The organism is Mycobacterium gastri (assembly GCF_002102175.1).
GTDB lineage: Bacteria > Actinomycetota > Actinomycetes > Mycobacteriales > Mycobacteriaceae > Mycobacterium > Mycobacterium gastri.
In genome coordinates this window covers 25,081-45,366 of sequence record NZ_LQOX01000100.1, presented here as the reverse complement: position 1 = coordinate 45,366, position 20,286 = coordinate 25,081, and the positions used below count along the sequence as shown (strand labels likewise).

20 protein-coding genes and 1 pseudogene are annotated in these 20,286 nt (G+C 63.0%); 8 read left to right on the top strand and 13 right to left on the bottom strand.

What is annotated here, in order from left to right; all coding sequences use genetic code 11:
• Nucleotides 1-7: 7 nt before the first annotated feature.
• The 4 genes from AWC07_RS10865 to AWC07_RS10850 form a co-directional block, all read right to left on the bottom strand.
• Nucleotides 8-373, bottom strand: a complete 366-nt coding sequence (locus AWC07_RS10865) for a hypothetical protein (protein ID WP_036412634.1) — start codon at nt 371-373, stop codon at nt 8-10.
• Nucleotides 370-972 (bottom strand): N-6 DNA methylase, encoded by a 603-nt coding sequence (locus AWC07_RS10860; RefSeq protein ID WP_036412636.1) that lies wholly within the window; start codon nt 970-972, stop codon nt 370-372. The genes AWC07_RS10865 and AWC07_RS10860 overlap by 4 nt, the downstream gene beginning before the upstream one ends.
• 217 nt (nt 973-1,189) lie before the next feature.
• Nucleotides 1,190-2,083 (bottom strand): Abi family protein, encoded by an 894-nt coding sequence (locus AWC07_RS10855; protein WP_085105066.1) that lies wholly within the window; start codon nt 2,081-2,083, stop codon nt 1,190-1,192.
• 279 nt (nt 2,084-2,362) lie between these two features.
• Nucleotides 2,363-2,866, bottom strand: a complete 504-nt coding sequence (locus AWC07_RS10850; protein WP_085105065.1) for a helix-turn-helix domain-containing protein — start codon at nt 2,864-2,866, stop codon at nt 2,363-2,365.
• A gap of 188 nt (nt 2,867-3,054) precedes the next feature.
• On the opposite strand from AWC07_RS10850, the gene AWC07_RS10845 reads away from it, so the two are divergent.
• A complete protein-coding gene (locus tag AWC07_RS10845; protein ID WP_208622397.1) occupies nt 3,055-3,453 on the top strand; it encodes a hypothetical protein in 399 nt (132 codons plus the stop codon).
• Here the strand turns inward: AWC07_RS10845 and AWC07_RS10840 are convergent.
• The 4 genes from AWC07_RS10840 to AWC07_RS10825 all read right to left on the bottom strand — a co-directional run bounded on the left by AWC07_RS10840 (nt 3,432) and on the right by AWC07_RS10825 (nt 8,863).
• A complete protein-coding gene (locus tag AWC07_RS10840) occupies nt 3,432-4,994 on the bottom strand; it encodes a rolling circle replication-associated protein (protein ID WP_244187559.1) in 1,563 nt (520 codons plus the stop codon). The genes AWC07_RS10845 and AWC07_RS10840 overlap by 22 nt on opposite strands.
• Nucleotides 4,995-5,654: 660 nt before the next feature.
• A complete protein-coding gene (locus tag AWC07_RS10830) occupies nt 5,655-7,256 on the bottom strand; it encodes a glycosyltransferase family 2 protein (protein ID WP_167380056.1) in 1,602 nt (533 codons plus the stop codon).
• Nucleotides 7,257-7,282: 26 nt separating this feature from the next.
• Entirely contained in the window at nt 7,283-7,408 is a 126-nt protein-coding gene (locus tag AWC07_RS29335; protein WP_279628870.1) for a hypothetical protein, read from the bottom strand.
• 39 nt (nt 7,409-7,447) lie between these two features.
• Nucleotides 7,448-8,863 (bottom strand): condensation domain-containing protein, encoded by a 1,416-nt coding sequence (locus tag AWC07_RS10825; RefSeq protein ID WP_036420168.1) that lies wholly within the window; start codon nt 8,861-8,863, stop codon nt 7,448-7,450.
• Between the two features lie 80 nt (nt 8,864-8,943).
• Here AWC07_RS10825 and AWC07_RS28685 point away from each other — a divergent pair, with 80 nt between their 5' ends.
• The gene (locus tag AWC07_RS28685; protein ID WP_244187558.1) at nt 8,944-9,099 is read left to right on the top strand and encodes a hypothetical protein; all 156 of its coding nucleotides are present in this window, start codon (nt 8,944-8,946) and stop codon (nt 9,097-9,099) included.
• 60 nt (nt 9,100-9,159) lie between these two features.
• Complete coding sequence (locus AWC07_RS29785) at nt 9,160-9,267, top strand: DUF3592 domain-containing protein (protein ID WP_425271242.1); 108 nt, start codon at nt 9,160-9,162, stop codon at nt 9,265-9,267.
• A 202-nt stretch (nt 9,268-9,469) separates the two neighbouring features.
• On the opposite strand, the gene AWC07_RS10815 is transcribed toward AWC07_RS29785, so the two are convergent.
• Nucleotides 9,470-9,703: a hypothetical protein gene (locus tag AWC07_RS10815; protein WP_036420170.1), complete on the bottom strand. Its 234-nt coding sequence runs from the start codon at nt 9,701-9,703 to the stop codon at nt 9,470-9,472.
• Between the two features lie 321 nt (nt 9,704-10,024).
• Between AWC07_RS10815 and AWC07_RS29780 the strand changes: the two are divergent.
• Nucleotides 10,025-10,129 (top strand): annotated as a pseudogene (locus AWC07_RS29780) (ribonuclease Z); the annotation flags it as partial.
• Nucleotides 10,130-10,272: 143 nt separating this feature from the next.
• On the opposite strand, the gene AWC07_RS10810 reads toward AWC07_RS29780, so the two are convergent.
• Nucleotides 10,273-11,448 carry a serine hydrolase domain-containing protein gene (locus tag AWC07_RS10810; protein ID WP_036420172.1) on the bottom strand — a complete coding sequence of 392 codons (1,176 nt, stop codon included), beginning with the start codon at nt 11,446-11,448 and terminating at the stop codon, nt 10,273-10,275.
• A complete protein-coding gene (locus AWC07_RS10805) occupies nt 11,445-12,926 on the bottom strand; it encodes a biotin carboxylase (RefSeq protein WP_036420198.1) in 1,482 nt (493 codons plus the stop codon). The genes AWC07_RS10810 and AWC07_RS10805 overlap by 4 nt, the downstream gene beginning before the upstream one ends.
• Nucleotides 12,927-13,212: 286 nt before the next feature.
• On the opposite strand from AWC07_RS10805, the gene AWC07_RS10800 reads away from it, so the two are divergent.
• The 4 genes from AWC07_RS10800 to AWC07_RS10785 all read left to right on the top strand — a co-directional run bounded on the left by AWC07_RS10800 (nt 13,213) and on the right by AWC07_RS10785 (nt 17,784).
• The gene (locus AWC07_RS10800; RefSeq protein ID WP_036420174.1) at nt 13,213-13,815 is read left to right on the top strand and encodes a TetR/AcrR family transcriptional regulator; all 603 of its coding nucleotides are present in this window, start codon (nt 13,213-13,215) and stop codon (nt 13,813-13,815) included.
• A 119-nt stretch (nt 13,816-13,934) separates the two neighbouring features.
• Nucleotides 13,935-14,381 carry an MmpS family transport accessory protein gene (locus AWC07_RS10795; RefSeq protein WP_051508310.1) on the top strand — a complete coding sequence of 149 codons (447 nt, stop codon included), beginning with the start codon at nt 13,935-13,937 and terminating at the stop codon, nt 14,379-14,381.
• Complete coding sequence (locus AWC07_RS10790) at nt 14,378-17,308, top strand: MMPL/RND family transporter (RefSeq protein WP_051508311.1); 2,931 nt, start codon at nt 14,378-14,380, stop codon at nt 17,306-17,308. The genes AWC07_RS10795 and AWC07_RS10790 overlap by 4 nt, the downstream gene beginning before the upstream one ends.
• 2 nt (nt 17,309-17,310) lie before the next feature.
• On the top strand, nt 17,311-17,784 hold the full coding sequence (locus tag AWC07_RS10785) for a hypothetical protein (protein WP_139829642.1): 474 nt from the start codon (nt 17,311-17,313) through the stop codon (nt 17,782-17,784).
• On the opposite strand, the gene AWC07_RS10780 is transcribed toward AWC07_RS10785, so the two are convergent.
• Both AWC07_RS10780 and AWC07_RS10775 read right to left on the bottom strand, forming a co-directional pair.
• Nucleotides 17,781-19,058 carry an amidohydrolase family protein gene (locus tag AWC07_RS10780; protein WP_036420178.1) on the bottom strand — a complete coding sequence of 426 codons (1,278 nt, stop codon included), beginning with the start codon at nt 19,056-19,058 and terminating at the stop codon, nt 17,781-17,783. The genes AWC07_RS10785 and AWC07_RS10780 overlap by 4 nt on opposite strands.
• A 13-nt stretch (nt 19,059-19,071) precedes the next feature.
• Nucleotides 19,072-20,286, bottom strand: coding sequence for an amidohydrolase family protein (locus AWC07_RS10775; RefSeq protein WP_036420181.1), 1,215 nt, complete (start codon nt 20,284-20,286; stop codon nt 19,072-19,074).

The following is a 20,286-nucleotide window of genomic DNA, read 5'->3' as shown; positions in this document are numbered from 1 at the left end:
CGCCCCATCAGGTCCTGGAACGAGCCGAAGTACACCAGCGGGCGGGTGGGGTCGACGGAGGTAAGGTCGCCGCCGGTTGCCGCGGAGAGGAACTGCCAGCCGTCGAAGTCGGCGTGCTGGCGAGGCCATCGGTGAGGCGGCGAACTATCTCGCGGAGGAACACCCCCGACTTGGTGAAGGGGTCGAGGAATGTCACCGTCGGATCAGTCCAGAGGTCGGCGCCGTCGTGAGCCGCGGCCCACGTCTTGGCCAGCAAGCCGAGCATGGCGTTTGCCATCTCAGGTGGGGTGAAGACCTCGTCGTTGGAGAGGTTGGCGATGCAGGTCAGAACATCTGGGTTATGTGCCCGTAGGGCGAAGGCGGCCTGGCTCATAGGTTCACTTGTTCGGCGATCTGGCCGACGGTCATGAGCGGGTACGTCTTGACGGGTGTGAATAGGTCTTCGTGGTCGAGCTCGCCGAAGAGTGTGCCCTCGAACGAGGCGCGCTGGGTGAGCGAGTCGTAACGGAAGTCCCGGCGCTGGAACTTGCCCTTTCCGAGATAGCCCCACTCGGGGAACGCGATGGGCAGTCCGGCGGGATCGTTCATCGTCAGCGCGTCGCCCTGAACGATATTCGCGGCAAGCACGGTTCGCGCGGATCGCGCCCACTCGTCGCTGGTATCTACGCCGAGGAAGCCGTTGAAGACAAACGCCAGCTTGTCCCGGCAGTCTTGGGCGTTGTCCGGCAGCAGCTCTATGCCGTAGGTGCACATCAGGGCGAACAGGGCGTGATGCCTCTTCTCGAACTCGTTCCTCCCGTACCGGTATTGGACCGTGGCGAGTTTGCGGACGAGTACGGGGATTAGAAAGTTGCCGGCACCGCACGCAGGTTCGAGCACCCTGGAGTCGATCCGCTCGGATTCCTCCTTGACTAGGTCGAGCATGGCTTCGACCATCCAAGCCGGAGTGAACACCTCACCATGGTCAGCCACCCGTTGCCTGGACTTGACCGCTCTACCTCAGCCGGCAAGGTCGGCGAAGTCACGACAACCCCCTCGAACTTCTGTGCACTCACTTGCCGAGCCTACGAGACCAGCACAGCCAGAGCATCAATTGCGGAAACGTGTCCTCCTCGCGACGGATTCGTGTGCGGGTCTTCGTAACCGGGGACAACACGCCCGCGTCGCCTTCAGCGCTCGGGATTCGTGGCTACGTTTCACGATCGCGAGGGTTGACTGGGTGACCCAGGCCCTTCCAGAACGCAGACTTCACGTCGTGCTGCTGGAGTAGTTCCGGCAGCAGGGGCTCGGCGGCCCTCCCACGGACGAGGATGTCGTCGAGTGAGGCGATGACGTCGAGCACTGACCTGGGCTCGAACTGCCCCGCTTTCCTCTTGGCCTTGCTGCGCACGTTGTTCGGTGTAGGACCGGCGTCGATGACGGAGTGGTTCCATAACCTGCTGTGGTGTGCGCAGCGGTTGCGAAGGTAAACGAGTGCTCGCACGCGGTAGGGGAACCCGGCCTTGGCGACGCCGAGACTGTTAGCGACCGCCTCGGCCACGCTCCCTTGGCCACCTCGCTCGATGCACTTAGACAACGTGCCGAACGAGAACGCCTCGACGGCCGACCAGACGGGCAGGCTAGTGAAGTCGGATGTGCCGCCGCCGGCACTCGTGTAGCGCAGGATGTGGCGTTCCCTGCTGCGCTCGATGTCCTTCAAGCACGACTCGACGGTCGGGTCCGAGTTGGTGGCGTCGGTGAAGAAGTCTTCTTCGAGGTACCGGCCGCACGGGCCGTGATCATTCGCGATGACGTATGCGGTGTGGGTGCGGAGAAGAACTTCGGCTCGGCCGAGACGATGTGACAATACCGACCGCAACGCTTCGTCGGCGTCGTAGATCGCGCGGATGTCGTCGAACGAGACGCCGGGTTCGAAGCTGTTGTCGCCGCGGTGCGGCGCCTTCTGGAAGTAGCGCATGTATCCGGAGAAACGGTAATAGTTGTGCGCTGCGAGGAACGCCGCGCACGCGTCCCGATCACCGATGACGAGCCCCCGCTCCACAAGCAGGTCAACCTGTGCATCCCATGACAGGCTCGGCTTCAACAGGCACCCCAGAACGAAAAGGCCCCTCCCATTTGAGCATCGTGGAGAGGCTTGGGAGGGGGTCGATTGGGACCAGCATAGCCGAATCTGACGACACTGCGCAAAGGGTGGGCTGGGTGTGCCTGAACAGCAGACAGCCCAGGAATCCGCTCCCATGACCGCCAAAGCTTCCTCGGCGGCCAGCTGCAGCAGGAAGTCACGCTGAAGGTTCGGTACGAGATCACAGGTGTCGATGACAGCGCGATAACGTGAGCGAGTCTTTCGGACGCCGCGGACGGGTTAACGCTTACGTTTCGCCTCGGCGAGTAACTCGGCGACCTCGTCGGCGTCGGCATCCGCGAACTCCGCCGAGCTCTCGGTAATGAACCGGTTGCGCCGGGCACGAAGCTCCTCGCGGTAGGCGAGAACATCGGCAAGCCGCAGCTTGCGACGCACAGCGCCGGGCACGTGCGCGTGCAACTCGCCGTCCTCGATCAGGCGAACTACCGTGGGGCGGCTCAGGCCGAGTATCTCGGCGGCCTGCTGGGTGGAGATTTCTCGATCGCGAGTCAAGATACTTATGGACTGGCCGTGGCTGAGGGCGTGGGCGACACGCTTGAGGACTTTGTAAAGCTGTTCGGTCAATTCGACACGATCGTGCTCGCCCGCGCCGGACAGGAAGAAGGCAGGCTCAGGAGAGGTCCCATGCCGGGCCTCGTGCGCCTCCATGAAGCTGAGGACGTCGGCAAGCCCATCGGCATCGGCCGGAACCGGGCTCACAATCTCCGCGGAGGCGTTGCTCATGGGTCTCCCTTCGTCTCGTCGCTGGAACTCGACTAATCGTAGCAGAGTTGCGAAAGTTACGAAAAGTGATCGGGTTGAACTATGCCGAGCAGTGCAGCACCCTCCGGGTTACCAGGGAATCCACTCGTCGGGAAATTGAAAGCCGTCGGGCGTCGCGAAATGCGTACTTGCGCCCATACGGTTGGACCATGGATAAACAACTCTGGCCCACCGCTCCGAGCGGAGAGCTTGAACCAGGTGTGCCCGACTTCGCGCGATGGGGCGAGGCGGCGCCGTTTGTCGCACTATCCGAACGCCTGTACTCGAAAACCTGCACGTTGGCCAGCGATATCGATGACTTCGGAACCCGCGTGAGCGATCCCGCGGTGGTCAATCACATCGTCAATCGGCTGGCATTCATGGGCTCGCATATCGCCGATATTGTCCACTCGCTGTCGGGCAAGCTGGACCGGTCAATGATCGACCTCGATCATTGGCTTGAGGTATTGGAGGCGTTCGATGGCGCCAAGCGTGCTTTTCATGAGGCCAATGGAGCAGCGCAAGCAGCCACCGAGGTCCTGCGCAATCACACACAAATCCCGCGCTGAGGCGACGGGCGAGCCGTCACAGCTGCACCAAGTAGGGCGGTCGCGAGCTGGGAGGCGAACGATGGTCCGTCGTTGACCAGCGCGTAGCCGCCGGCAAGGCCGCCTTGATTGCAGAGTGTTCGCCGTCGCCGAACCCTCCGACACGCCACAACGCCGGTGTCGCGATCGATCCGGGTGACGAGGCGCGTAGCCGTGCGCGGCACAACCGAAGTGGGGAAGCGGCTGCCCGAATCGCCGTACACCGCTTGGTTGCGCGACCAGCGCCGGACGATACGGCGAGCCGTGAGGTACGCATCCTGAGCGACCTCGACCACGGTGATGGCTTTCTTGAGTCCGTACACGCCCCAGAATCTGCCGGGGCCGCGTCCGGGTTGCCGCCACAGGTCGGGAACGATGTGTTGATACTCCTTGTCGCCGTGCAGGTTTGGTGATGAGTGCTTGGTGAAGTAGATGGCCAGCCGTTTAGGGTCGCAGGCCTTCAGTCCGTTGCGCACGTCGATGGCGGTTCCGGCGAGTCGGTGGCGAGCTTTCTGCACCGAGTCGGGGTGGTCGACGATCTGTGGCCAAGTCTCGGATAGCCATTGGGCGAACCCTCGGCCCGAGCGGCCCGGTGACATCGGTGGAGCCATCCAGAGATGAACGTGCGGGGCGCCGCGTCGCTGAAACTCTAGTTTCCAGATATAGCGAGCAGGCTCGCCGTATTCACGTTGAAAGCGCTTGCGCCACAACACCATGTGCCGCTTGACGCTGGCGCCATCGGGCGCGACGACCTCCCAGTGTCCGGGGTAGGTGAGTGTCACCATGGCCGGGACACGGCCGGACTCGACGAGAGGGCTGTAGTCGAGTTCGGCGAAGGTGCGGCACATTGCCGACCGCGATTTGCGGGACCACTCGGTGATGACAGCGCCAGTGCAGCGGTGGTCGGTCGCTGAATTGCTCCGTCGTGTCGAAGACACGACGGCCCGATCATCGTGGCCAGCTGTGCGGGCGATCTCGTCCTTGACTTGCAGCTTCGCGTCGTCAACGTCACGTTGGTGACAACCGACGCCCCGCTCTGCTGCTTTCTCGACCCGGACGGGATTGGTCCATCCGAGTCGCACTACGCCGGGGCCCACAGTGATGCGAAACCGTCCGGATTCACGTTCGGTGCGGCGACGACCACGGCCGCACGCCCACGGTGCCGCCGGTTCGAACAGCGCTGCGGCGGCGGCGACCATTTCGGGACTCGGGAACCGCAGCCCCAATGCGTCGATCGCCCACAGCTCGCCGGTCGCGATACCGTCATCAACCGAGTCGCGGACATTTTCGGCACATATAACAAGCCCGCCGGCCGCGGCCGGGCTAAGGCTCGGCGCCTCGGTCGGTGTCCGGCCGACCGCTGTCGCTCTCCCGCCCTGCGGCCTGGCGGCCTCGGGCGCTCGCGACCTCCCGCCAACCGAGGCGCCAGCGACACCATGCCGCGATGACAGCTGCTCAGTGGCGGATGTCGCGACGTCCAGTGACGGTGTCGAGACGGTCGCTGATGAGTCGGTTCTGGGCATCGGGATGCCTGCTCCCTAGAGCCCCGAGGCTGCCCATAACGCAAACGGCAGCGCTGAAGCTCCTGATAGGGAGTGCAAACACCGTGTCCGGTTTATGTCCGTTCGTCGGACAGACTGAATGCGTCAGCGCAGCTCAATGCGGCGCATATGACGCGCAGAAGCAGATAAACCGCAGGTCAGTGACTATTCTGCCCGCCTGAAAAGCGGAAGGTCGGGGGTAAGTCTCCTGGGGTGGTGGGGTTTCGGGACTGAGCCCGACGGCCGGGGGTGTGTCGTTGCCGGTGTTGGGGTGGGCCATCGCGTAGTGGTCAGTGAGTTACCGACGAAAGTGACTCACGAAAGATGACATGTGATGGGGACCCCCTCAGCTCAGACGCTCGTTGGTATGGGCGTCAGTAAGAGTTTTCGGGAGCTTGAGGAGGTCCCACTGATGACGATGGTAGGCGGGTTTGATGTGCACCGGAAGCAGTCTCCGAGAAACCGGGGGAAGCACAACCCCATGAAAAAGCCCGTGGCAGGCCCCAACAGGTCGGCCCCGAAATCGCGACGAACGAGTTTTAGTTCAGGTTGGACAGCAGCAGCCGCAGCCCGCTGCAGCCGCCGTGGAGTGTGCTCACTCACTCCACGGCGCGCGCTCCACGCATATCAGGGCACTCCGAATTACGAAGAGCTAGAAAGCCGTCTCATGACCAACCCGTCAATGGTGGCATCTGTGATGGTTTCATGCCTGTTTTGAACCTGACCCCCGTAAACGATGACGCACAACAGCAGTTGCATTGGTATGAGGGCTACCACCAAGTAGCTGATCACTACATTTGGGGCCAACTCACTGCGCCAACCCCCGACAATCAGCGCAGCGATAGCCAAAGTGGCTATTGTCACAATAAGCGTGTTATGCAGCAGCACTTCGAGACCTCGCGGCTTCTCCTCACCGGCTTTCGAGGTAATGCGCCACCCTTGGTTCTTGCCTACCATAAAATTCACCACAGCGCGTATCTGAACCGCAGATATAAATGACTCTATGAGGAACATCCCCGAGTAGAGGTCCCATACTCGTTTGATGAGCGGGAGACGGACCACGCTGCCGTGGTGGTGCCACAAAAAACCGGCGTACAGCATTGGCGGGAAGAAATTGATGACGAACGTCATTACCGCTACCTGGCCTGGAGGGAAGGCGGTAAACCATAAAAACATCGCAGGATAGATGAGAGGACTCGCGGCATAGCTTACGAGCAAGGTCAGCAGATCAACGCGCTGTGTGAAAGACAGCCCCTTTGCTGACGCAATATGACGGAAATATTTGAATAAGACTTGGAATCCGCCATATGTCCAGCGCATCCACATGCCCTCGAGAGCCTTCAGGGAACTCGGCACCCATTCACCTGTTGGAATATTTAGATACCGAGAGGTAAAGCCGTTAGCATAGACGCCCAGCGTCTTCAGTAAGTCTTCAGTGACAATGATATTGCCGCGGTAATGTTCCAGCCAAGATCCATTGAGTTCCAGCAGCGACCGTCTCCACATTGCGTTGTGACCGTAAAACATCGCGAAACCTCCGCTTGCCCTGATGGCCTCGCCTATGCGTAATGAATGTTGCGCAATTGCAACTGCCCGACTCAATCGATTGAAGTGATTGTTTGTCGGGACTGTGTGGAATTGCAGTACACCTAGGTTAGGATCGGCTTCGAATTTGTTTACTGCGATGTCAAGGAGTTCCGCATTCAGAGGCAACGATGAATCGATGTCGAGGAAAACGACGTACTTGGACCTCTTAATCACCGTCAGCGCGAGGTCAATATTTCCCGGCTTCGAGCCCGCTGCGTCCGTATTGTGATGAAATACAATGCGAACGCGATCATCCAGCCCTATGTGGGATTCTACGTAAGATTTCCACATTCGGAATTCGCGGTCACCAGTGTCTTGCGAGTTGTCTACAACAATGATTTCACGGACGCCTGTGTATCGAGCCCGATAGGCGCAGTCGAACGTGATTTTGGCAACGGTGAATGGTTCTTTACACGATGGAATTATTAATGCCAGATCAGGAAGTTCCGTATATTCTCGCTCTATGCGAGGTGACGAAAATAGGTCCTGGCGATGGAGAAACAAACCTTTCACGAAAAGCAGCCGATAGTAAACATTGACATAAACAGGAACGATGGATATCGCAAGAAGAACGCACGCCCACACAGTATTTAGGTGTTGGAAGGACAACCCTAAGAACATGCCAGTGATAACGACGACTGTCAGCAAGAATTTCACGCTGACAACTTGCCGGTCTGGGCCGTTCAATGTGGTTGGGGCGCGGTAACGGCCGGTGTCACGGTAGGCGGGTTCTGGTAGGCACGGGTGTCGGTGTCTGCTGCAACGATCTCCCGCAACAAGGCATGCACCGTCGCCTCGGTCTCTGACACGCTCTGTACTTCGATCGCGTTTCGACATGGTCGCTGATTTCACGAGAATGAGCCTTCGCTGACCGCCCCGTCGAGGATACGATCGGCGACGCGGACGAGTACCGCCTTCATCGCATCGGCGTATCGGTACACCGAATCGCGAGCGATCGGATTATCCGGGTAGGAGATGACCAGCTGAGTCCTGTCGGGCATGACGCCAACCCACATGCGTATCTCGTCGGCCAACCTGTGATCACCCCAGAGCCCAATGTTCGAAATACCCGCCATGTTGGTGGCGGGGTGCCGTCGGAAGTCTATGAAGGAGAGCAGTGGTACTGCCTTGTCAGCGAAAATAGGGCCCGGCACGGGCGGTTTCATCTCCAGCAGGTGATCGAACGGAACTTCGCCGAGCGTCCTGCTGCCGTTTAGCGACTCCTGTGCCAATAGGAGTACTTCGTCGAACGTAGAGTTTGCAGTCGGAATCACCAGCGGTACTAAGCTAGCGAACCAGCCGACAGAAGACACGGCGGTGGGCGCCGTGCGGTTGGCGAGCGGAGTAATCCCGAAATATGTTTCAGCGCCGGTCAACTCGCGCTCAGCCAATGCCGCAGCCGCAAACACCCCCGCCCAGAAGCGCCCACCGACTGCACGGCACGCGACCTCGAAACGTTGCCCTTGACCTTCGTCCATCAATTCGAGGACATCCATGGCCCCGTTCATTTCATCGGTGATCTCGCCGAGCGGCAGCGGGAAGCTGGGCAGGGCGCCACCAGCTTGTTCGATGAACCGATACCACGCACGCACCTGTGGCGACTCCGACGTCAGGCTCGCGGTGTGGTCCTGTTGCGTTGCACAGTAATTCCGGTAACTCCCGGACTCTGGCAGGACGGTCGGAGCCCCCTGAAGCGCCATGACGTAGGCCATGTATAGCTCGAAAATTATCGTTGGGAACGACATGCCGTCGATGTGGAGATGGTCAACCGCCGCATAGATGGTAAAGCTGTCCTCGCGCTGAATGACACCGAAGCGAAAGCAATCCCACTGCAGCGGGTCGGGTGTATCGAGCAGCATTTGTCGGGCCTCTAGCGGTGTCATTGGGCCGCGATCCACAGGGCGAAACTCCAAGGCTAAGGCTTCGGAATCTTTGATGGTGCGTCGAACAATGTCATCGTCTTCATTGAACGCAAACCAGCTACGGTATGTGTCGTGTCGCCGGATGTGCGTGTTGAGTGCGTGCGTCATGGACTCCACATCACACACGCCCTGGACATCCCACGTAAAGATGAGTAACCGTGGAATGTCCCGGCCAAGTGCTTTCTGTTCGCGGTAGACCCGCAAGTGCCGGCGCTGCTGGTAGCTGGCCGGAACCTCGTCTATTGGCGCTTGCCTGGCCAGTGCGTACGAAGCTTCAGTGGGCAACCAGGAGATGATGAAGCCTTCCGGAGCCCAATCATCGACCGTTCCTTTGAAGAACATGTGTACTTCCTTCAGTGTTGTACTAGGGGATTAACCGTGGGCTGGTTCGGCTAGCGAGGAAATTCAGTGCGGGCCAGCCGGTGACGCGCTCCGGCCAGAAGCAGGCGATCGACACCTTCGCCGAACTCAATGCGCTCAGCGCCAAGCGGGAGCGGCTGGTGTGCGAGGGCTTGTTGGGCGTCGCAACGATCGTCGGCATCCGTGAGAAGGTCGCAACCACGATGCTGGGTTCCTAGCACGAGCTGGAGCTGGACGTACAGCTGTCGGACCGCGGCCCATAGCGCGCCACGCGGCGCATCGCCCTGGAGCTGTCGACGGCCCCGCATGTCAAGGTTGGTGCCGAGGTGCCGGTACGAGTCGATCCACAGGACCCGTCGAAGGTCCTTGTGGTCGCAACGCAATGAATGTCGCGGCCGATTTTCTGTATTTCCCAAGCGATTTCGCCGCTGTGGGTCGTGCCCTTTCGTGCGCGCACGGCGGTCGGCAGACTAGCTGGTGCCGACGCAGTCGCTGACGTCGACGTACCGACCCACATTGGCGCATGCGTTGACGTTGCCGGCCGGAGCTGGCGGGGGTGGGGAACGGAGCGGATTCTGGCTGCGATACCTACTGTTCGACGGTGCCGGAGACATCCGAACACCCGTCGACCGAGAGGTAATGGCTGCCGACACTTGCGCAGGCGTCGGCCCGAGCCTGCGCGGGGGCTGCCAGGGCGAGGGCTCCTGCAGCGGCGGCCATCCCCAACACCAGCGCAGCGGCCGATAGCCAGGACCGCCCGCGCCCAGTTGCCTTGTGAGTCCGCTTCTTGCCGCTGCGCATCGGCTGGGCTGTGCCATTCATGTCGATTCCCCTGTCTGGTTGACTTCGCTGCAAACCGCCGTTTGCCTCACTGATTACCATCGGCTGACGATCGCACCAAATCAATCGGCTAAACGCCGGATTTGAAGGATGAAATACTCTCCCCCTATTGGGGGAGGCAATGACGTCGTCGACTCCGACACGACGAATGCATGAATCGATGCCGATCAATGAAACATGGCGCCGCAGTGATACTTTCAACTATCTATCGCGCCCCGACGGACGATGCACGGTGTTGCGGCCGGCCAGCACCCGACGTCGGGGGCACTGGCGCTAGGGCAGTGGTTTTGGCATACCTGTGGCGTGATTGAAGTTACTTTGCTGGGCACGGGAAGCCCGATTCCGGATCCGCTGCGGGCTGGACTGGGACGGAGTTCGCGTCTCGGTGGCCCCGTAGATGCAGGCCGTGTTGAGACGACGTCGCCGCAGGCGAGAGACCAGAGTTTCGCATCATGGCCGGTAAGGGCACCTTGGCGGTGAGTTCGCAACGGTTGATCCGCAACGGTTGATCGGCTGGGGGACTGGGGTTAGCTTCGGGTTAGCTCGAACCTCTATCTGGTGATCCCAGCCAGTTCGTGTGCCACCGCATCGAATGCGCCCAGGGTGGCTAACATGTGCGGCTCATGCGAGTGCGGCTGGGTGGACAACTTGGCGGCGACCACCTCCGCGGCGCGGTTGACGTAGATCATCTGACCACACATGCCCAGGCACAGCACGACGTTGCTGCCCGGGTAGGGAAACCACACTTGGTTGCGATACATCCCGCCGGGCAGTCCGGTGTCGTCGGGGCTGGCGGCGAACGCCTGACGCGAGTCCGGCCCGCCGTCGAGGGTGTCGGCGATCCACGCCGCCGGCACCACCTGCTGCTCGGTCAACGAGACACCGTCGCGCAAGAACAGCGACCCGAACCGGATCAGGTCGGTAAGACAGGCGTTGATACCGCCGTCGAAAAAGCCACAGCCGACCGCGTCTACCCCTATGGTGGCGTCGCATTGGGCGCCGATGCGACTCCACAGCAGTTCCGACATCAGCTCGGGCATTCGCTGGCCGCCGGCGACCTCGCAGACCCAGCCCAGCACATCGGTTTCACACGAGCGATATTCGAAAGGGCCGCCGTGGGCCGACTTGCGCCGCAAGGTCAGTAGGAAGTCGTGCAGCGTGGCGGGCGCATGTGGATTGCTCTTGGGCGCCCACCCCATGGCCTGGTCGAGAAGGTGTATCTCCGCGGCCGGGTCGCAATAGTTTTCTGAGAACGCGATACCCGATCTCATGTCCAGCAATTGGCGCACCGTCGCGCCGGCGTAGCCGCAGTTCGCCAAGGGGGGAATGAACGCCGTGACCGGCGAGTCAAGCTCGATCGCGCCGGCCCCGTGCAGCGCGCCGACCACTGCTGCCACCAGCGACTTGCTCACCGAGAACAGCAGGTGCCGGGTCTGGGTCCCCATGCCGTCGAGGTATTCCTCGGCCACCATCGACCCGCGGTAGGCGACGGCCCACCCGTCGGTAGCGGTGGCGGCCATCACCGCGCCAACGGTGGTGACCACCCCGTGAGTGCTGGTCACCCGGATCTCGGCCAGCGGAGCAGTGGCTGCGGGCAACGTGGCGGCCGGTCCGGTCCCGCGCGAGATGACGGCGGTTGGCACGAAGTCTTCGACGTGCTGAAATGACCAATGCGAATAGGGCGCCGACAGCCAGTTACCCAGTGAGATACCGGCCGGGCCGCTCACGCTCGTGCGACGAGCCGCGAGACGATCGGCGTAGCCGGCGCCAGGGGGGTTGAGGCGAACTTCGCCCTGAGGCCCTTGACCCAGCGCCGGCAGCGCTCCGTGAGCTGGTAGTCGTCGGTCTGTAGGTGCCCGCGGGTGACGAGCACGCCGAGCTGGGCGCCCTCACAGCGCAAGTCGCCAGGCGCCGCGACACGCATGTAGAAGGCCTCGGACCCATCGAGCAGCGTGGCCCAGTCGTTGGCAGGGCGCGCAAACGAGACACGTCCGTCGTCGTCGATGCGCCACACGCCGGTGCGTGGGGTCGCGGTGAAGAGCTCGACATCCGGCGAGGTCTCCGAAATTATCAGCTGACCCCAGACCTCGTCTTCGCCGTAGCCGCGCTCCCAGCGGGAGTTGATCTCAGCGATGTCGAGCTCGTACTCCACGTCCAGGTACTCCAGCAGGTGGAATAGGAACAGCGGCATGTCGGCGTAGGCCTCGGTGGTCAAGTTCGTCATCGGGCTCGCACCGGACAGGCGCGGGTTCACCTCGCCGAGGTAGAGCTCGCCGGAGTCCAGGTCGTGCAACAGGTCGACTTCGAAGTAGCCGCGGTACCCCTCGCGGCTCAGGATGTCGCCCAGCTTTCGCACCATTTCCCGCGCGGCGTGCGTCTGTGCAGGAGGCAGCACCTCGCGCCAGACGTCGTTGCCGCACCAGCTGCCCTTGCCCGGAGTCAGCTCCGGGTAACCGACCAGACTGGTCATCGCCGGGCCGATCACGGTGCCGTGGCGGGTCACGGTGCCTTCGATGCACACCTCGACATTTCGGATCCGCTTCATGACCTTGACTTCCTGCCCGGCGAGGTCTCCGGCGTGATCGTCCCAGTCGCGCTGGCCGCGTACGAAGAACACCGTGCTGCCGGCGTCGCCATAAGCGGCCACGACGACGAGGTCGTCGCCCAGCCCGGCGTTCTGGGCGAGCGCCGACAGCTCGTCGTAGGAGCCGACCCGCCCGATCACGTGCGGCACGCTCGGCACGCCCGCCTCGTCGGCCAGGCGCGTCATGACGATCTTGGAGCCCAGCCGATGGCGCAACTCCACGGGAGGGTGCATGATCTCCAGCCCCGCCTGGCGTGCGAGGGCCTGGGTTTCCTCATCCATCATCACGAAGCAGGCCTTGCCACCCGGCCCTCGGCCCGCGATGAACTCGAGTGTCTCGGGATCGCGCAGCAGGTGGTTGCACACATCCCCCATGGACCCGAAATCGATGCGGTCGCGCCGCCGGGGCACGAAGACACGCGAATGTACGCCCTCGAACGAGTCGAAGTAGGTCAGGTAGAAGAAGTTTCGCACCCAGCGGTCGATGCCCAGCAGGTTGAACGGGGTCGGCGAGATGAAGTACAGCGGCACGGTGTTGGTGTGAAAGAACGCGCGTACGTCCGAGAGGCCGTTCAGGAGGCGGCGCGGCTCGGGCTGCGGCCCACCGGCGGGCGCGATCACGCGACCCGCGGTGACGTCGATGGCCGGACCCGGCGCCGGCACGGCGACGGCGGCCGGAGCGCTGCGGTCGGCGCAGCAGCGGTGAGCTGACATACGTCCATGCGACAAGTGTGCACCTGGCCACACGCCCTGGCAGCGCGAGGGGAAGTTCGCCACCGGACATGTCGTCCTCAATCCGGTCCGCCGGTTGGGCTTTCACCGATGCTTGACGGGCACGCTATTATTCCGTGCATACGGAATTCTGCGCAGACGGAATTATGGTGTCGATAACGGCGGGAGCACCGCTATGACAAGGCGACGTCGGCGCTCTGGCCGGCGGCCGGGCCCGAACACCACGCGGGCGCTGATCGAGGACAGTGCCCGCAAGATGTTCGCCGAGCTGGGCTACGAGCGCACCTCCCTGCGGCAGGTGGCGTTGCAGGCCGGCGTCGACCCGGGGTTGGTCAGCCACTACTTCGGCAAGAAACGCGACCTGTTCCTGGCCGTGGTGGAGTTGCCCTTCGACCCGGCCGAAGTCATCGACAGCGTTATCTCCGGTGATCACGACACCGCCGGGCTGCGGCTGGCCATGGTGGTGCTTGACCTGCTCGACGACGAGATCCGGCGCCAGCCGATGATGGGCATGATCCGTGCGGCGACCGCCGAACCGGAAGCCGCCCGGTTGGTGCGTGAATTTCTGACGCGCAACATCATCGCGCCCATCGCCCGCACGTTGGGTTCTGCGGATGCCGACTATCGCGCAGGGCTGGTGATGTCGCAAATCACCGGTATCGCACTGGCCCGCTACATCGTCGGCGTCGAACCCCTGGCCTCACACCCGCGCGAACGTGTAGCCGCCGACCTCGGGGTCACCCTGCAGCGCTACCTCCTCGGCGTCCTGACCGCGTAGTACTCGCCGCCCAACACCGAAGGGAGATCGATATGTACTGCAGCCCGGATTGCGCCAATCGTCGTTATGGCGACGGTCGCCGCCGTGACTAATTCAACGGTGTCTCGAAAAGGTAACCGATGACCGGGATTACGGTTGCCCGTCTGCTCATGCGGCGGTGGACGCTGGTAGTCGCGGTGGTGGTGATCGCGGTCGCGGGGTTTTGCGTGTACCGGCTGCACGGTGTCTTTGGTTCTCACCACAATGTCTCGGCCGGTGGTGCGCTGCCCAACGACACCGCTGCATTCAACCCCAAGCACGTGGTCATCGAGGTCTTCGGCGCTCCGGGGACCGTGGCAACGATCAACTACGTCGATGTCAACGCGCAACCACAGCGGGTCAACGACGCTCCGCTGCCGTGGTCTTATGACGTGACCACCAGCCAGCCTGCGGTGTTCACCAACGTTGTCGCCCAGGGCAATAGCGATTTTCTGGGCTGCCGCATCACCATTGACGGCGATGTGAAGGACCAAAGAACGGTCAACACCTTGAACGCCTACACCTACTGTTTGGAGAAGTCTGGATGAGTGCCCCTCACGTCCAAGACAATTCGTTGGTACGCAGGGTAGCGCAGACCATCCGCTGGTGGTCGGTGCCGATCGTGTTGGGATGGCTGCTCATTGCGGTGCTCACCAATGTCTATGTCCCGCAATTAGAGGAGGTCGGCAAAGCCCACAACGTCGGGCTGGCCTCACCGGATGCGCCGTCGCTGAAGGCTATGAAACGCATGGGCAAGGTCTTTCACGAATACGACTCGGACAGCGCGGCGGTGATCGTGCTGGAAGGTGATCACCCGCTGGGGGCCGATGCGCACCGATATTACGACGCGTTGGTTCGCAAGCTTTCCGCTGACAAAAAACACGTGCAACACATCCAGGACTTCTGGGGCGATCCACTGACGGCGGCGGGTTCGCAGAGCAATGACGGCAAGGCTGCCTACGCGCAGGTCTTTCTGGCTGGTAACCAGGGCGAGACATTGTCGCTGCAGTCCGTCGATGCGGTGCGTGACATCGTGGACCACACGATGCCGCCGCCCGGCGTCAAGGCCTATGTCACCGGCGCGGCGCCACTGTTCGCCGATCAGCTCTCGGTCGGCAGCAAAGGCATTGCGAAGGTCACCCTGATCACTATCGGGGTCATCATCACCATGTTGCTGTTCATCTACCGGTCGATCGTGGCCGCGATCGTCGTGCTGCTGACTGTCATGATCGAATTGACCGCGTCGCGAGGCATTGTCGCCTTGTTGGGAAACTTCGGAATCATCGGGCTGTCGACGTTCTCGACCAATCTGCTCACGTTGCTGGTCATCGCGGCGGGCACCGACTACGCGATATTTATCCTGGGCCGTTACCACGAGGCGCGCCACGCCGGCGAAGACCGCGAAACCGCGCACCACACGACGTACCGGGGGACCGCGCATGTGATCTTGGGCTCGGGGCTGACGGTGGCTGGGGCGGTGTTTTGTCTGAGCTTCACCCGGTTGCCGTATTTCCAAAGCATGGGCCCCCCTGGCGCCATCGGCGTGCTGGTCGCATTGGCGGCCGCGCTTACCCTGGCCCCCGCCGTGCTGACGGTTGCCACCCTTTTCGGTCTGCTGGAACCCAAACGTGCGATGCGTACCCGGGGATGGCGGCGCATCGGCACCGCCGTTGTGCGCTGGCCCGGCCCGATTCTGGCGGTGACGGTCGCGGTCGCCCTCATCGGTCTACTCGCCCTACCTGGTTATAAAACCAGCTACGACCTGCGTCGATATCTGCCCGCGGACGCCCCCGCCAACCTCGGTTATGCAGCCGCCGAACGGCACTTTTCCCAGGCCCGGCTCAACCCCGAGCTGCTGATGATCGAAACCGACCGCGACCTGCGCAACCCTGCGGGCATGATCGTGTTGGAACGGGTGGCCAAGGCGATCTTTCACACCCGGGGCATTGCCCAAGTGCAGTCCATTACCCGCCCGTTGGGCACCCCGCTGGATCACAGCTCGATCCCGTTTCAGATCAGCGCGCAAGGCATCGGCCAGATCGAAAACCTGCCTTACCAGCAAGCCCGCGCTGCCGATCTGCTCAAACAGGTCGCCGAGATCGACAGATCCATCGCGATCCTCAAGCAGCAGTACGCGCTGCAACAAGAGGCGAGCGCGGCCACTGCGGAACAGACCCAAGCGTTTCACCAAACGGTCGAAATAGCGAAAGAACTGCGCGAGAAGATCGCCAATTTCGACGACTTCTTTCGGCCGTTGCGCAGCTACTTCTACTGGGAGCGGCATTGCTTCGACATCCCGTTCTGCGCGGCGCTGCGCTCTGTCTTCGACGCTCTCGACGGGATCGATGCGCTCACCGACCAATTGGGAAATGTCACGTCGAGCCTGGACAAGTTGAATGCCATCCAGCCGCAACTGCTCGCACTGATTCCGTCCCAGATCGTCAGCCAGCAAACCAACCGCGATCTGGCGATGACGAATTACGCCACGAATTCGGGTATCACCGCCCAAAGCGAGGCGGCTCTGCAGAACGCGACCGCCATGGGACAAGCGTTCGACGCCGCCAAGAACGACGATTCCTTCTATCTGCCACCCGACGTTTTCGCCAACCCCGAATTCCAGCGCGGCCTCAAACTGTTCCTCTCGCCCGACGGGAAGGCAGCCCGCATGATCATCACCCACAAAGGTGACCCCGCGACCCCCGAGGGCATCTCGCACATCGACGCCATCCGCAGCGCCGCCGAGGAGGCCGTGAAAGGCACCCCCCTGGGCAACGCCGACATCTATATCGGCGGCATCGCTGCAACCTATAAAGACATCGGTGAAGGCGCGAAATACGACCTGATGATCGCCGGTATCGCCGCGCTGAGCCTGATTCTGCTCATCATGGTGTTCGTCACCCGGAGCCTGGTGGCCGCCCTGGTGATCGTGGGCACGGTGGCGCTGTCACTAGGGGCGTCGTTCGGGTTATCGGTGCTGGTGTGGCAAGACATCCTGGGCATCAAGTTGTTGTGGATCGTGCTCGCGCTGTCGATCATCCTGCTCTTGGCGGTGGGATCGGACTACAACCTGTTACTCATTTCCCGATTCAAAGAGGAGATCCATGCCGGACTCAACACCGGCATCATCCGCGCCATGGGCGGTTCTGGCTCGGTCGTCACCTCCGCGGGCTTGGTGTTCGCCGCCACGATGGCCTCCTTCGTGTTCAGCGACCTAAGAGCGATCGGCCAGGTCGGCACCACCATCGCCCTGGGCCTGCTATTCGACACCCTGATCGTGCGAGCATTCATGACCCCGTCGATCGCAGCGCTGCTCAGGCGCTGGTTCTGGTGGCCCCAACGGGTGCGCCCCCGACCCGCCAGCCAGATGCTGCGACCGTACGGACCCCGTCCCGCGGTTCGTCAACTGCTGCTGTGGGACGACGACGAATGGCCCACGCCCAAAGGCGACGAGTTCGCAAGGGAGCGAAATAAATGAGCCTGAGTTTATTTGGTTGTCTGACAATATTTTCGTTCGCGGCAGAGCTGGTTTTTGCTGTTTGCGCTTTTGTTTTCGTAAGACGGCTTCTGGCGCGCGAACCTACTCCGATGAGCGAAAATGTCGGAAGTGTCAGAATGGTCTTGAGTAAGCTGCGCAAAGGCGAACCGATGTCGAAGGACGAGTTGGATTTTGCGACGCAGGTCATCGCGGATCGCAGGTCCTTGCTGGCATACTCCATCCCCGCGGCCATCTTCACCATCGGATGCTTGTATGTCTTCGGCAGTCTTGAACAATTGCATGGCCGCACCCCCTCACTGCGAACGTTTATCGGGGTGCTACCCATGTTGGGGGCGATAAACCTGGCTGCTCAGCTACACCGGGTCGCGATCTTGAAAAGGCGGCTGCCGAGTGCCCGCAAAACAGCCGCACCGGTTGCGCAGTCAGGTCAACGCGAGGTGGAGTCGAATTTCTAGCTCTCCACCAGCTCGGGCAGCGGCTCCGCACCCGTCAGCCAGTGGCGTCCGGCCTGCCGGGCCGCCTCCCACTTGGGGACGCTCACCGCGTCGTCCTGGCCCAAGTCCTCGGGGGTCGGGCCGATGCGCTCGGCCAGGCCGGCCAGCGCGCCCAGGTCGAAGTTGTACACCTCGGCCGCCGCCAGGCCCAGGATCTGCCGTGTTTCCGCCACGGGAATGTCCCAGAACGAGCGCTTCAGCCAGTCGCGGGTGTGCGGCCAGGTCCCTTCCGGATGGGGAAAATCGTTGCCCCACAGCATGTTTGATACGCCGATCTCGTGGCGCCGCGCGAGTTCCCGGCGCTCGGTGGTGGTTGCCCCGATAAAGCAGTTCCGGTCGAAGTACGCCGAGGGCGGCATCGTCAGATCGCCCTCCATCCGACGGCTCATCTTCTTGGCCGAATGCTCACGCAGGAACCGCGTATCCATCAGCCAGAGCAGGTCGCTAGCCCAAAACGCGCCGCACTCGGTGGCTCCCCAGCGCAGCCGGGGGAAGCGTTCGAAAACCCCGGACCACAAGGCGAACCACAGCGGCCGGACCCCCCACCAGCGCACCTCGGTGACGTAGATGCCCAGGTGCTCGCCGTAGTCCTCCTGCGGGGCGGCGCCGACGTGGGTGTGTACCGGCATCTGCAGGTCCTGGCAGGCGGCCCAGACCTGGTCGTAGCGACGGTCGTGGTAAGGCGGGTAGCCGGCCCAGCGCGCCGGGATCATGATCCCGCCCCGCAGCCCGGACTCAGCGGCCCGGGTGATTTCGGCCACCGCCGCATCGATGTCCGCCAGTATTGGCACGACCGCCACCCCGGCCCGCCGCTCGGGGCTGTGGCTGCACAGCTCGGCCAACCAGCGGTTGTGGGCCCGCGCCCCGGCCATCGCCCGGCCCGGGTCGAGGTCGCCCGACTGGGCCAGGCCGGCGCCGAACGGGGCCCCGGCGACCCCGCTCACGGCGTCGGCATCGGGGAAGATGACCTCGCCGACCACCCCGTCGCCGTCGAGTTCTTTGTCGCGCAGACCTACATCCCACCCGCCGGCGATGCCGTCGCCGTGCTCGGAGAACCACTGCTGCGCGAACTGCTCGTCGATCAATCCGCCGACCTGAGCCGCGGCCGCCTTCTCGACCAGGTAGGCCTCGAAGTCCTCGCGGTATTCCGGGTCGATGTACTCGCGGTACCGGTCGGTCGGCAACTCGGCGTGGCAGTCCGCGGAGATGATGATGTAGGGGTCCCGGGTGTTCACGGTGGTCCTTTCGCTACCAGGCGCGGATGGGGTCGGGCTCGAAGGCGGTGCTGCTCGCGTCGGCGGGCACGGCCGCCAGCGGCTCGGCGACTTCGGCGACGGTCGGGCCGATCCTGTCGGCCAGCGGTGCGAGGGCCTCGAGGTCGAAGCGGTAGACGGCGGCGGCGTTCCCGCCGACCATGGCCGCCACCTCGTCGGCCGGGACGTCGCTGAAGGTGTGGCGCAGCGCCTCCCGGCTGTAGGGAGCGGTCCCCTCCAAGTGCGGATAGTCGCTTGCCCACATGATCCGGTCGACGCCGATTCGGTGGCGCTGGGCACACTCGACCGGGCGCAGGAAGCTGGCACCGGTGTAACACTGGCGGGCCCAGTACTGGCTGGGTTTGAGGGGCAGCGAGCCGGCGGTGGGGCCGGCGAAGCGGGCGATCGCCGAGTTCGCTCGCCCGAAACGCGCGGCCGCCACGTCGAGCGAGTCGAGCGTCGCCGGTATCCACCCGGTGCTCTGCTCGGTGAAGACCACGGTGAGGTCCGGATGGCGATCGAGTGCGCCGCTGAAGATCAGGTGCCACAGCGCCCGGTGCGACCACCAATGGGCCTCGTACACCCACACCGCGAACGAGCTGCCCCACCCGTCGGTCGGGGTCGGTCCGGCGTTGCCGCCGTGGTGGTTGACCACCACGCCCGCCTCCTCGCATGCCGCCCACAGCGGCTCCCAGTGCTCGGCGTATAGCGGGGGGATGCCGGTACCTGGGGCGACACCGGGCAGCAGCACGCCGCCGCGCAGCCCCAGCTTGGCGATCTGGGCCAGCTCGGCGACGGCTTCGTCGAGATCCCCGAGCAGGATCTGGCCCACTCCGGCGCGCCGCTGGGGCGACAGGGAGCAGAAGTCGGCCAGCCAGCGATTGTGCGCGCGCAGGCCGGCCCAGCGCAGCTCGAGTTCCCGGGCGGTCTCGGGTGCCGGAGCGGCCAGGCTCCCGAGGGGAAAGAACGGAGGCACGGTATTGGGGAAGAGGACCTCCCCCGCGATGCCGTCCTCATCCAGCTCGCGGTTGCGCCGATCGCTGTTCCAGTTGCGCTCGGCGTCGGGCTCGGTGAGATCGCCGAACGGGTTCACGAACGTCTGTGCCCAGCCGTCGAATTCGTCCCGGTATTGCGGATCGAGGTACGCGCGGTAGTCGAGCAGGTCGGCGCCGGCGTGGCAGTCGGCCGAGATGACGGTGTATCGGTCCAT

Excerpts from the sequence above, each read along its gene's own strand:
- AWC07_RS10790 (WP_051508311.1), top strand. The coding sequence starts at position 14,378 with ATGAGTGCCCCTCACGTCCAAGACAATTCGTTGGTACGCAGGGTAGCG.
- AWC07_RS10815 (WP_036420170.1), bottom strand. The coding sequence starts at position 9,703 with ATGAATGGCACAGCCCAGCCGATGCGCAGCGGCAAGAAGCGGACTCAC.
- AWC07_RS10825 (WP_036420168.1), bottom strand. The coding sequence starts at position 8,863 with ATGTTCTTCAAAGGAACGGTCGATGATTGGGCTCCGGAAGGCTTCATC.
- AWC07_RS10775 (WP_036420181.1), bottom strand. The coding sequence starts at position 20,286 with ATGGACCGATACACCGTCATCTCGGCCGACTGCCACGCCGGCGCCGAC.
- AWC07_RS10865 (WP_036412634.1), bottom strand. The coding sequence starts at position 373 with ATGAGCCAGGCCGCCTTCGCCCTACGGGCACATAACCCAGATGTTCTG.
- AWC07_RS10840 (WP_244187559.1), bottom strand. The coding sequence starts at position 4,994 with ATGCCCAGAACCGACTCATCAGCGACCGTCTCGACACCGTCACTGGAC.
- AWC07_RS10800 (WP_036420174.1), top strand. The coding sequence starts at position 13,213 with ATGACAAGGCGACGTCGGCGCTCTGGCCGGCGGCCGGGCCCGAACACC.
- AWC07_RS10795 (WP_051508310.1), top strand. The coding sequence starts at position 13,935 with ATGACCGGGATTACGGTTGCCCGTCTGCTCATGCGGCGGTGGACGCTG.
- AWC07_RS10845 (WP_208622397.1), top strand. The coding sequence starts at position 3,055 with ATGGATAAACAACTCTGGCCCACCGCTCCGAGCGGAGAGCTTGAACCA.
- AWC07_RS10850 (WP_085105065.1), bottom strand. The coding sequence starts at position 2,866 with ATGAGCAACGCCTCCGCGGAGATTGTGAGCCCGGTTCCGGCCGATGCC.